12 protein-coding genes and 2 riboswitches are annotated in these 11820 nt (G+C 47.8%); of the genes, 11 read left to right on the top strand and 1 reads right to left on the bottom strand.

The window, feature by feature from the left end; genetic code table 11:
* Nucleotides 1–74 precede the first annotated feature (74 nt).
* A riboswitch (purine riboswitch) is annotated at nucleotides 75–177 on the top strand.
* A gap of 120 nt (nucleotides 178–297) precedes the next feature.
* Together H532_RS0106770 and H532_RS0106765 are read left to right on the top strand one after the other, a co-directional pair.
* Entirely contained in the window at nucleotides 298–1623 is a 1326-nt protein-coding gene (locus H532_RS0106770; protein WP_027724867.1) for an NCS2 family permease, read from the top strand.
* 130 nt (nucleotides 1624–1753) lie between these two features.
* Nucleotides 1754–2032 (top strand): hypothetical protein, encoded by a 279-nt coding sequence (locus H532_RS0106765; RefSeq protein ID WP_027724866.1) that lies wholly within the window; start codon nucleotides 1754–1756, stop codon nucleotides 2030–2032.
* Here H532_RS0106765 and H532_RS0106760 read toward each other — a convergent pair.
* Entirely contained in the window at nucleotides 2029–2457 is a 429-nt protein-coding gene (locus tag H532_RS0106760) for an Hsp20/alpha crystallin family protein (RefSeq protein ID WP_027724865.1), read from the bottom strand. The genes H532_RS0106765 and H532_RS0106760 overlap by 4 nt on opposite strands.
* A 100-nt stretch (nucleotides 2458–2557) precedes the next feature.
* Here H532_RS0106760 and H532_RS0106755 point away from each other — a divergent pair, with 100 nt between their 5' ends.
* The 9 genes from H532_RS0106755 to purF all read left to right on the top strand — a co-directional run bounded on the left by H532_RS0106755 (nucleotide 2558) and on the right by purF (nucleotide 11814).
* Nucleotides 2558–3097 (top strand): DUF2179 domain-containing protein, encoded by a 540-nt coding sequence (locus H532_RS0106755; protein WP_027724864.1) that lies wholly within the window; start codon nucleotides 2558–2560, stop codon nucleotides 3095–3097.
* Between the two features lie 238 nt (nucleotides 3098–3335).
* Nucleotides 3336–3437, top strand: a riboswitch (purine riboswitch).
* 87 nt (nucleotides 3438–3524) lie between these two features.
* Nucleotides 3525–4010, top strand: a complete 486-nt coding sequence (purE, locus tag H532_RS0106750; RefSeq protein ID WP_027724863.1) for a 5-(carboxyamino)imidazole ribonucleotide mutase — start codon at nucleotides 3525–3527, stop codon at nucleotides 4008–4010.
* On the top strand, nucleotides 4007–5158 hold the full coding sequence (gene purK, locus H532_RS0106745) for a 5-(carboxyamino)imidazole ribonucleotide synthase (protein ID WP_038111727.1): 1152 nt from the start codon (nucleotides 4007–4009) through the stop codon (nucleotides 5156–5158). Before purE ends, purK begins: the two co-directional genes overlap by 4 nt.
* Nucleotides 5155–6450: an adenylosuccinate lyase gene (gene purB, locus H532_RS0106740; protein ID WP_027724861.1), complete on the top strand. Its 1296-nt coding sequence runs from the start codon at nucleotides 5155–5157 to the stop codon at nucleotides 6448–6450. The genes purK and purB overlap by 4 nt, the downstream gene beginning before the upstream one ends.
* A gap of 115 nt (nucleotides 6451–6565) precedes the next feature.
* A complete protein-coding gene (gene purC, locus H532_RS0106735) occupies nucleotides 6566–7264 on the top strand; it encodes a phosphoribosylaminoimidazolesuccinocarboxamide synthase (RefSeq protein WP_027724860.1) in 699 nt (232 codons plus the stop codon).
* Between the two features lie 3 nt (nucleotides 7265–7267).
* Nucleotides 7268–7519 (top strand): phosphoribosylformylglycinamidine synthase subunit PurS, encoded by a 252-nt coding sequence (gene purS, locus H532_RS0106730; protein WP_027724859.1) that lies wholly within the window; start codon nucleotides 7268–7270, stop codon nucleotides 7517–7519.
* A complete protein-coding gene (purQ, locus tag H532_RS0106725) occupies nucleotides 7516–8202 on the top strand; it encodes a phosphoribosylformylglycinamidine synthase subunit PurQ (protein ID WP_027724858.1) in 687 nt (228 codons plus the stop codon). The genes purS and purQ overlap by 4 nt, the downstream gene beginning before the upstream one ends.
* Nucleotides 8183–10408, top strand: a complete 2226-nt coding sequence (gene purL / locus H532_RS0106720) for a phosphoribosylformylglycinamidine synthase subunit PurL (RefSeq protein ID WP_038111725.1) — start codon at nucleotides 8183–8185, stop codon at nucleotides 10406–10408. Before purQ ends, purL begins: the two co-directional genes overlap by 20 nt.
* Entirely contained in the window at nucleotides 10387–11814 is a 1428-nt protein-coding gene (gene purF / locus H532_RS0106715) for an amidophosphoribosyltransferase (RefSeq protein WP_027724856.1), read from the top strand. The genes purL and purF overlap by 22 nt, the downstream gene beginning before the upstream one ends.
* Nucleotides 11815–11820 lie beyond the last annotated feature (6 nt).

The raw sequence follows: 11820 nt of genomic DNA, 5'->3' as shown, positions 1-11820 counted from the left end.
TTTCCATCAAATATAAATAAAAATGTTCGTTTTTATCGTTGACAGTCGGCAACGCATTTCGTATAATGAGGATGCTCATTATGAATAATCTAATAAGTATAATCCACGGGAATATGGCCCGGGAGTCTCTACAAAACCACCGTAAATGGTTTTACTACTTATTTTGACTGTATTTCTTTTGATTGGCGGTATAGCTGTTTTGTCAAAAGATGTCAAAATATGGAGATTGTAGAGGCTTCGGTCATGTGACCCGAAGCCATTTTTTTTAAAGGGGGAAGGATTGTGAATCGCAATCCCATTGCACGTTATTTTCAGTTTGATGAGTTCGGTACCAACTTTAAGCGAGAAACGGTAGCGGGCATTACGACGTTTCTTGCGATGGCCTATATTCTTTTTGTGAATCCAACGGTCCTTGGTGCGACCCATATGGATACAAAAGCGTTGTTTACGGCAACAGCTTTATCGGCTGCCATTGGCACGCTTCTCATGGGCATTTTGGCAAAATATCCGGTAGCTATTGCTCCGGGGATGGGTTTAAACGCCTTTTTTACTTATACGGTTGTCATTGGCATGGGGATCCCGTGGCAAACGGCGATTGCTGGGGTGTTCATCGCCGGGGTCATCTTTGTTCTCATCTCAATTTTTAAAATCCGTGAAATCATCATCAATGCCATTCCGGAAAACTTAAAACGGGCGACAGCAGCCGGAATCGGTTTATTTATTGCGTTCATTGGGCTCCAAAATTCAAAAATCGTTGTGAAAAACCCAGATACTCTGGTGCAAATCGGCAGCCTCCACTCAACCGGCGTGCTCCTTACCCTTTTCGGTCTCATAGTTACCATTCTTTTTCTTGTCCGCGGTATTCAAGGCGGAGTCTTTTACGGGATGGTTGTCACGGCGGTGGCGGGCGTAATTCTCGCCTTAATGGGTATTACCGATAAGGCGAATCCCGTCTTTATACCGGACAGCATTGTCTCAAGCATTCCAAGTCTTAAGCCGATCTTTGGCGTGGCGATTACGCACTTAGGGGATATTAACTCATGGAATTTAGTCGTCGTTGTCTTAACCTTCCTTTTTGTCGGCTTTTTTGACACCGCCGGTACGTTGATGGCCATTGCTAACCAAGCTGGGATTTTAAAAGATAATAAATTGCCGCGCGCCGGACGAGCTTTGCTTGCGGACTCTTCATCCATTGTCATCGGCAGTATTTTGGGCACAAGTCCGACGACGGCTTATATTGAGTCCTCCGCAGGGGTGGCTTCAGGCGGACGAACCGGCTTTTCAGCGGTGGTCACAGCAATTTTATTCCTTCTCGCCATGTTTTTCTCGCCGCTTTTAGGGGTTGTCACCGCTGATGTTACGGCGCCAGCTCTCATTATTGTAGGGGTTCTCATGGCTTCAGCGTTGAAAGACATCGAATGGAATAAATTAGAAATTGCTATTCCGGCCTTTCTAACCATTGCGATGATGCCGTTCACATACAGTATTACCACAGGGATTGCCCTTGGATTTGTGACCTATCCGATTACAATGGCCGTTCGTGGTCGCATTAAGGAATTACATCCGGTGATGTGGGTGTTGTTTATCATCTTTATTATTTTTCTTCCGGTCCTTGCCAAATAGAAACAGGAGGTTGACGTTTTCAGTCAACCTCCGTTTGTTTCATTAAGTTTGAAATCCTTTGCTTTGAAACATAATTTTTCTTATCTCGACACATCCTTTAATTAAACGTTTAATCAAAGGATGGGATAAGATGGCGCCGATTGTTGTGTCGATCATGATTTGGTTAATCGGAATCATCATCATTTTGTTAGGAAAGTATTTGTACGATTGGCTCATGAAGACGAAAGAAAAGTTTAAGGAAAAAGCAGAAGGGGCACAGTTTCACGATCATTCGAAAGCAGTTGCATTCCAAATCTCCGGTAAGGTTTTGGATGCCATTCCTTGGTATTATGTGCGGTTAATTTTTATTTTGGTCGGGGCCGTGATTATTGCACTCGGTTTCGTTCCGCTTGGTTTTTTGTTCATTTAGTTGTCATCATCTGCAATAATGATTTCGCTCACTTCAAAATCGCGAATTCGGTTCAATGTCAGAAGCAAGATGCCTTTTTTATAGACAGCTTCCACGGGTTCGTGATGAACAGGAACCGGCAGCTTTATCACGCGTTCAAAACGCCCTTTATAAATTTCTTCTTCGACCGGTTCAAAGCCTTGAAATTGCCAGTTCAGATGTCCCTTAATCGTTAATTGCGTATGGTTGATAAATATATGGACATCATTGACGCTCTGAATGCCGGGTAACGCGATGAGGCACAGAACTTGCGTCTCGTTTTGATAAAGATTGACTTGGGGCCAATTCTTGGTGAAAAAATCTTGGAAATCGGACCAAAAGTCTTTACCAAGAAAACCGCTGATCGAGTCTTTCCAATCTTGATACTTTTTTCTTTGGTCAGCCATTTTATTTCTCCTCCATGCGAGAAATGTAAGTGTTCACGGAAATCGTGGGATGGTGTATGATTAAAGTCGCGAACCGTTAAAAAAGGGTGTGGAAGGTTATATGTTACAAAATGGGCTGATCATGGTCGCGATAATATTTGTTATTAATATTGTTTATGTCTCTTTTTTTACAATCAGAATGATTCTAACGTTAAAAGGTTATCGGTACCTTGCCGCCTTTGTGAGTGTTTTTGAAGTCCTTATTTATGTTCTCGGGCTAGGGCTTGTGATCAATCATCTAAATCAAGTGCAAAATCTCATGGCCTATGCCTTAGGATACGGCTTCGGCGTGATTTGTGGGATGAAAATCGAAGAGAAGCTCGCGCTTGGCTATATTACCGTTAATGTCATCACGAGCCGCATTAAGGAGAATTTTACCGAGAGCATCCGCGAGAAGGGGTATGGGGTGACGGAATGGGTCGCCCATGGTCGGAGCGGCGAACGGTTGATGATGGAAATTTTAACACCGCGGCGCAATGAGAGAAATTTAATGGATACGATTAAACAGTTAGACCCTAACGCGTTTATCATCTCTCACGAACCCCGGAACTTCCACGGCGGCTTCTGGGTCAAAACCATTGGAAAAAGGCTTGCCCCATGACGTGTCAAAACCACTTCATGCCAATCGCTGAAAGACATGGGACATGTTTTTTACCATGCGGAAAGAAGGGGGCACACTTGTTTGTGGATTAAATCACCGATTTTGAGGAATGGCAACTTGACATGGAAAGGGCGGCATTGAACAAAATCCGAACATTTAAAGTTAAAAATAAGTTAGAGTTCGGTTTTTCGTTGACTGTGGACAGATAAAACTGTTAAGATAGAATCGTAAAAAGTGAATCGTTAATATTTAGCTTCCTCATATAATCTTGGGAATATGGCCCAAAAGTCTCTACCCGGCGACCGTAAATCACCGGACTATGAGGGAAAGCTTTGGCATTCGGAAAAACATCCGGCATGTTCGCTTTCTCTCGTATTAGGAAGCGGACAACCGGATGTTTTTAGTTTTCAAGAAAGGTGTGTTGAGCGTGAAGCCGGAAGTCGGTGTGATCATGGGAAGCCGTTCGGATTGGGAAACAATGAAAAAGGCTTGCGACATTTTAAATGAGCTGGATATTCCATATGAGAAAAAAGTTGTCTCCGCACACCGAACACCCGATGCGATGTTTGCGTATGCCGAAACGGCTAGAGAACGCGGCCTCAAAGTTATCATTGCTGGCGCGGGCGGGGCGGCGCATCTCCCTGGGATGGTGGCCGCTAAGACGACATTGCCGGTCATCGGAGTTCCAGTTCAATCAAAAGCGTTGAATGGGCTAGATTCCTTGCTTTCAATTGTGCAAATGCCAGGCGGCGTTCCGGTTGCTACCGTTGCCATCGGCGCATCTGGTGCGGTTAACGCTGGATTATTAGCCGCTGAAATACTTGGTGCATTTTCTGAAACCGTTGCGATGAAACTGCAAAACTACCGCGAAAATATGAAACGAGCGGTACAGGAAAGCGTGAACTTATCATGAAAACCATTCTACCAGGCGAGACGATCGGCATTCTCGGTGGTGGGCAGCTTGGCCGGATGATGGCGATTGCTGCGAAGCAAATGGGATTTCGGGTCGCTGTCTTGGATCCGACGCCGGACTGCCCGACAGCTCAAGTGGCCGATGTCCACATTGCAGCTGCTTATGATGATGTTGCCGCCGCGAATCGATTGGCTGAAGTGTCGGATGTCATCACATATGAATTTGAGAACGTCGCCAGTGAAGTCGCTGAGGAGCTTGAGCGAAAGGCCTACTTGCCACAAGGAAGTGCCCTGCTTCACATCACACAAGATCGTTTGCGCGAAAAAGCAGCCATAGAACAAGCCGGTGTTCCCGTAAGCCCATATCGGGAGGTTGTGACGCAAGCGGATTTGCGGAGTGCTATTCACGAAATCGGGTTTCCTTGCGTCCTCAAGACGACTACTGGGGGTTATGATGGCAAAGGCCAGTATGTTTTACGCAATCCAGATGACTGTGAGGCGATCGATAAGGAACTTAATGGTGAGCGCGTTTTCGTCTTAGAAAAATGGGTGGATTTTGATAAAGAACTCTCGGTCATCGTCACCCGGAGCACCCTCGGTGAGACAGCAACTTTTCCGGTTGCTGAAAACCAACATATCAACAACATTTTGCATCAAACCATTGTGCCGGCCCGCATCACCGAATCCGAAACAAAAGATGCTGTCGCGATGGCTTTAAAGATTGCCGAATCGATCGACTTGGTCGGTACTTTGGCTGTTGAGATGTTTTTAACAAAAGACGGATGCCTCTTTGCTAACGAGCTGGCCCCGCGACCGCATAATTCCGGGCATTATACAATTGAAGCTTGCGAAACATCGCAGTTTGCGCAGCACATTCGCGCGATTTGCGGCTGGCCGCTCGGCTCGACTGCCTTATTAAAACCAGCTGTAATGGTCAATCTGTTAGGGCAGGACATGGAACGGGTGGCCGAGGCCATTCCGCATCTTGGGGCAGCGCACTGCCATATTTATGGGAAAGCTAGAGCCAAACCGAACCGCAAAATGGGTCATGTTACCGTTTTGGGCCATACAACAAAAGAAGCGCTTGAGGCCATCAAAGCGCTTGGAATATGGAAAGAAGAACTAGAGAAAGTGGAGGAAAACCGATGATTGAACGTTATACGCGGCCAGAAATGGGCGCCATTTGGACGGATGAAAATAAGTTTAAAGCTTGGCTTGAAGTCGAAATTTTAGCTTGTGAGGCTTGGGCCGAACTCGGGGTGATCCCGAAAGAAGATGTTAAGAAAATCCGGGAGAATGCCAGCTTCTCCGTGGACCGGATTCAAGAACTGGAACAAATCACCCGTCATGATGTCGTTGCGTTTACCCGTGCGGTGTCCGAAACATTGGGCGATGAAAAGAAGTGGGTGCACTACGGATTAACTTCAACGGATGTGGTGGATACCGCTTTGTCTTACCTCATTCGTCAGGCGAATGCCATCATCGAAAAAGACTTGGAAGCTTTTATTGAGGTTTTAAAAGAAAAAGCGAAAGAACATAAATACACCATCATGATGGGGCGCACGCACGGGGTGCATGCAGAACCGACGACATTTGGTTTGAAAATGGCGCTATGGCATGAGGAAATGAAGCGGAATTTGGAGCGATTTAAACAAGCTGCTGAGGGCATCCGCGTTGGAAAATTGTCTGGGGCTGTCGGCACTTACGCTAATATCGATCCTTTTGTTGAACAATACGTTTGTGAAAAGCTGGGGCTTCGTCCCGCCCCGATTTCAACACAAACCTTGCAGCGCGACCGACATGCTTATTACATGGCTACGCTTGCTTTAATCGCTACATCGATTGAAAAATTCGCTGTAGAAATCCGCGGGTTACAAAAGTCGGAGACGCGGGAAGTGGAAGAGTTTTTTGCAAAGGGACAGAAAGGCTCCTCTGCGATGCCGCATAAGCGAAATCCCATCGGCTCGGAAAACATGTCCGGAATGGCGCGGGTCATCCGCGGCTACATGGTCACGGCGTATGATAATGTCGCGCTTTGGCATGAACGCGATATCTCGCATTCATCAGCTGAACGCATCATCATTCCCGATGCGACCATCGCGATCGACTACATGCTCAATCGTTTTAAAAACATTGTCAAGAATTTAATCGTTTATCCAGAAAACATGAGACGAAACATGGATAAAACGCTCGGCTTGATTTTTTCACAAAGAGTGCTTTTGGCATTGGTTGACAAAGGCTTGAGCCGTGAAGCCGCATACGATCGTGTCCAACCGCTTGCGATGCAGGCTTGGGAAAAACATGTGCCGTTTAAGGATCTAGTCGCCTCTGATCCGCACATTACAGCTTACTTGACACCGGCGGAAATAGAGGATTGTTTTGACCCGACCTACCATTTAAAAAATGTTGATGTCATTTTTGATCGACTCGGACTCAATTAAATTCAGGATGCACAGATCGGGCCTTTAATTCAGGTCCCCTTTGGGGGCATTGGAATGGGGCGTGCCGCCCCTTTTGATTTTTCATTAAACAGCGAGCGGGGAGTTGAATTGGATCATGGAACTTTTATATGAAGGCAAAGCCAAGCGCGTTTATCGGACTGAAAATGAGTATGTATTGCTCGTGAAGTATAAAGATGAGGCCACCGCCTTTAATGCCCAGAAGAAGGCTGTTATTGAAGGGAAAGGCCGTCTGAATAATGAAATCAGCACCATCCTTTTTACGATGCTTAAAAAAGCCGGTGTTGACACCCATTTTATCGAAAAGGTTTCAGAAACCGAACAGCTCGTCCGGGCCGTTGACATAATCCCTCTCGAGGTCATCGTGCGCAATGTGGCAGCGGGAAGCTTGTCCCAGCGGCTCGGATTGCAAGAAGGCCGTCCCCTTAAGCAACCCGTTATCGAGTTTTGCTATAAAAGGGATGACCTTGGCGACCCGCTCATCACCGAGGCCCACATCGATCTTTTGGAGCTCGCGACACCGGAAGAAGTGGCGCTGATCAAGCAAAGCGCCCTGAAGATCAATGACATTCTATCAAACTATTTTGATCACCTTGGTATTTTATTAGTTGATTTTAAGTTGGAATTTGGCCGTGAGAAAGCTTCCGGAAAGGTGATCCTCGCCGATGAAATCTCGCCGGATACTTGCCGGCTCTGGGATAAGGCGACCGGTGAAAAACTGGATAAGGATGTTTTTCGGAAAGATCTTGGTGACTTGCAAACCGCCTATGCGAAAATTCTCGAAAGGTTGATCTGAATTATGAAAAAAGTAAAAGTCTATGTGACTTTAAAAGAAGGCGTGCTTGATCCTCAGGGAAAGGCTGTCGAAGGCGCCATGCATCGTTTGGGTTATCCAGAGGCAAGCGGTGTACGCATCGGGAAATTTATTGAATTCGCCATGACGGATGACGCTTGCTCGGATCAAAACATCAGGGAATTATGCGAAAAGCTTTTCGCCAATACGGTCATCGAGGAGTTTCGCTATGAGGTGGAGGAGGTTACCTCCCCATGAAAACGGCTGTGATTGTCTTTCCAGGATCAAATTGTGACCGTGACATGTACGAGGCGATTCAATGTGGTCTGGGTGTAGAAGTTGAATATGTCTGGCACGCGGAAACATCGCTTGCTGGCTTCGATGCGATCATGATTCCCGGCGGATTTTCTTACGGCGATTATTTGCGTACGGGTGCTATCGCCCGTTTTTCCAACATCATGCCCGCAATCGTTCAAGCCGCAAACGAAGGCAAACCTGTCCTTGGCGTTTGCAATGGCTTTCAAATTTTACTTGAGGCAGGGCTTTTGCCCGGGGCTTTAATCCGCAATAAAAATCTGAAGTTCATGTGCCGCACGGTGGACCTTGAAGTCGTCAACCCGCACACGATGTTTTCCTCCCTTTATGAAAAAGGGGAAGTGATCCACCTGCCCATCGCGCACGGTGAAGGCAACTACTATTGTGATGAAGCAACGCTCGCCAAACTTCACGCAGAAAACCGCATTGTCTTTAACTATCAAAATAATCCGAATGGCTCTGTAGCCGATATTGCCGGCATCATCAATGAAAAAGGGAATGTGCTCGGCATGATGCCGCATCCTGAGCGGGCCGTGGACGCCTTACTTGGCAATGTTTCCGGTTTGCGCCTCTTTCAATCGATTCTAAAACATTGGAGGGATTCCGTTGCCACAGTTACAGCATGAACCGACTGCTGAAGAAATTGCCAAGAATCGCCTTTACCTCAAAATGGGGCTAAAAGAAAACGAATATGAAAGAATCATAGAGGTGCTCGGCCGCAAGCCGAATTATACCGAAACCGGACTTTTTGCGGTCATGTGGTCGGAACATTGCAGCTATAAAACATCCAAACCGGTTTTAAAACGGTTTCCGACTTCCGGCCCGCGCGTCCTTCAAGGCCCCGGGGAAGGAGCCGGTATCGTCGATATCGGCGATCACCAAGCCGTTGTGTTTAAAATAGAAAGTCATAACCACCCTTCGGCGATAGAACCGTATCAAGGAGCAGCGACGGGCGTCGGCGGCATCATTCGCGACGTTTTTTCCATGGGAGCCCGTCCCATTGCTTTATTGAATTCGCTTCGTTTTGGTCCATTAACATCTTCGCGCGCACGCTATCTTTTTGAAGAAGTTGTATCCGGCATCGCCGGTTACGGCAATTGCATCGGCATCCCGACCGTTGGCGGGGAAGTCGCGTTTGACGCCAGCTATGAAGGCAATCCGCTCGTGAATGCGATGTGCGTCGGCTTGATAAACCACGAGGACATCCAAAAAGGGCAGGCAAGCGGCATCGGCAATACCGTTATGTATGTAGGAGCTGCCACCGGTCGCGATGGCATTCACGGTGCAACTTTTGCGTCGGAAGAGCTGACGGAAGCATCTGATGAAAAGCGCCCGGCCGTACAAGTCGGTGACCCATTTATGGAAAAATTGCTCCTTGAAGCGACCCTTGAAGCGATTAAAAGCGATGCCATTGTCGGCATCCAAGATATGGGGGCGGCGGGACTTGCCTCATCTTCAAGCGAGATGGCTTCCAAAGCCGGAGTCGGCATCGAAATGAATTTGGATCTTGTTCCGCAGCGCGAAGCAGGTATGACGCCTTACGAAATGATGCTGTCGGAATCTCAGGAGCGGATGCTTCTTGTCGTCAAGAAAGGGCGCGAAGCAGAAATCCAGGAAATTTTTAGAAAATGGGATCTCTATGCTGCAGCTTGCGGCCGGGTCATCGAAGAAAAAGTATTGCGCCTCCTCCATCACGGAACCGTTGCCGCCGAAGTCCCAGTAGATGCACTTGTCAAGGATGCCCCGGTTTACCATATGCCGAGCCAGGAACCCGCTCAATATCGGGCTTGGCAGGAACAAGAGGCATGGCGGCCTGAAATCACAAATTACAAAGAAATTTTACTGAATTTATTGAAAGACCCGACCATTGCCAGCAAAGAATGGGTTTATAACCAATATGATTACATGGTGCAAACGAATACCGTCGTTTCTCCCGGCTCCGATGCAGCCGTCGTCCGGATTCGCGGTACGCAAAAAGCGCTCGCCATGACAACGGATGGCAATGCAAAATATTTGAAACTCGATCCAGAGGCGGGCGGGAAAATCGCTGTGTGCGAAGCGGCACGGAATATTATTTGTTCCGGAGGAGAACCCCTCGCAGTGACCGATAACTTAAACTTCGGCAATCCTGAAAAACCAGACGTTTTTTGGCAAATCGAAAAAGCGGCAGATGGCATCAGTGCAGCATGCCGGACGCTTGAGACACCTGTTATCAGCGGAAATGTGTCGCTCTATAATGAAACGAACGGTCAGGCGATAGATCCGACGCCAGTCATCGGCATGGTGGGTCTCATTGAGAACGTTCATCATATTACGACGGTTTCAGTGAAAGCACCTGGAGACCTCATCTATGTGATCGGCCGCGCGAAAGGCGAGTTTGGGGGCAGTGCGCTGCAAAGGCTCCTGACTGGTGATGTGTTCGGACGTCCTCCGCAAATTGATCTTGAATTGGAGAAAAAGCGTGAAAAGCAGCTTTTATCCGCAATCAAAGCCGGCATCATCCAAAGCGCCCACGATATATCAGAAGGGGGCCTCGCGGTAGCAGTGGCGGAAAGCCTCTTCAACACAAAATTGGGCGCCTCCCTCACCATAAGCGGGGACAACGTTTCAGAGTTATTTGATGAAACCCAATCGCGCTTTATCGTAACGGTTAAGAAAGAAGATGCCGAGCGCTTGACCACCATGGTTGAGGACGCGTATCCGATCGGTTTCGTCACGGATGGGCCGCGTTTAACGATTCAAACGGAAGACGGCATCATTATTGATGACGAAGTGTCCTTTTACGAAAACGCTTGGAAAGGGGCCATTCCATGTTTAATGACCGCGAATTAAAAGAAGAATGCGGGGTCTTTGCGATTTGGGGCCATGATAAAGCCGCCCACTTGGCCTATTACGGCTTGCACAGCTTGCAGCATCGCGGGCAGGAAGGGGCTGGCATTGCCGTGACCGACGGCCGGCGCGTGCAGTTTCATAAGGGGATGGGGCTGGTCAATGACGTGTTCACAAAGACCATATTGGATGAATTAAAAGGTTATGCCGCCATCGGCCATGTGCGGTATTCCACGCAAGGCGACAGTAACTATGCCAATGTCCAGCCCCTCGTTTTCCGGTCGCAAACCGGCACGTTAAGTTTGGCACACAATGGCAATTTGGTCAACGCCCACGCTTTGAAATATCAATTGGAAGCGCAAGGCAGTATTTTTCAGTCCACATCGGATACTGAAGTGCTTGCCCATCTCATCAAACGCGGCGGTGCGCTTGATTTTAATGAGCGCGTGAAAAATGCCTTATCTATGATTAAAGGGGCCTACGCCTTTGTTATTTTAACGGAGGACCGCCTTCTTTGTGCATTGGACCCCCACGGGTTAAGGCCGCTTGCGATTGGAAAACTAGGAGAGGCGTATGTCGTTGCTTCCGAAACATGCGCGTTTGATATTATTGGCGCGACCTATTTGCGCGATGTGGAACCTGGGGAGCTGATCACCATTGATAAAAATGGACTGAGTTCAGAAACTTTTTCATCCTCAGGGGAACGCGCGATTTGCAGCATGGAATACATTTACTTCTCAAGGCCGGACAGCCATATCGAAGGCATCAATGTGCACAGCGCCAGGAAAAATTTAGGTATTGAACTGGCTAAAGAAGCCTATGTCGAAGCGGATGTCGTCACAGGAGTTCCGGATTCGAGCATTTCTGCAGCCATCGGCTATGCGGAAGCGGCCGGCATCCCTTACGAACTCGGTTTGATTAAAAACCGATACGTCGGGCGGACATTTATTCAACCTTCTCAGACTCTTCGCGAACAAGGCGTGAAAATGAAATTGTCCCCCGTCCGCGGGATTGTGAAAGATAAACGCGTGGTGATGGTCGATGACTCCATCGTCCGCGGAACTACCAGTCGGCGCATTGTTGCGATGCTCCGGGAGGCAGGGGCTAAAGAGGTGCATGTGCGCATCAGTTCACCTCCCATCAAATACCCTTGTTTTTACGGCATTGATACCTCATCTTCCAGTGAACTTATCGCCTCCTCCCATTCTGTCGAGGAAATGAGAGAAATGATCGGTGCGGACAGCCTCGAATTTTTAAGTGTCGAAGGCATGTTGAAGGCAATCGGACGAAATCCATCCCAACATCAATGCGGCCAGTGCCTAGCTTGTTTCACGGGGCGCTATCCGACGGAAATTTATCCCGACACGGTTTTGCCGCATGAAAAAGAATGGGAAGGCCTAAAAGGTTAGGAGGGT

The sequence above is a fragment of the Tuberibacillus calidus DSM 17572 genome, from assembly GCF_000430685.1.
Lineage (GTDB): Bacteria > Bacillota > Bacilli > Bacillales > Sporolactobacillaceae > Tuberibacillus > Tuberibacillus calidus.
The sequence above is the reverse complement of the archived record's forward strand: the minus strand, read 5'-3'. Positions and strand labels throughout refer to the sequence as shown.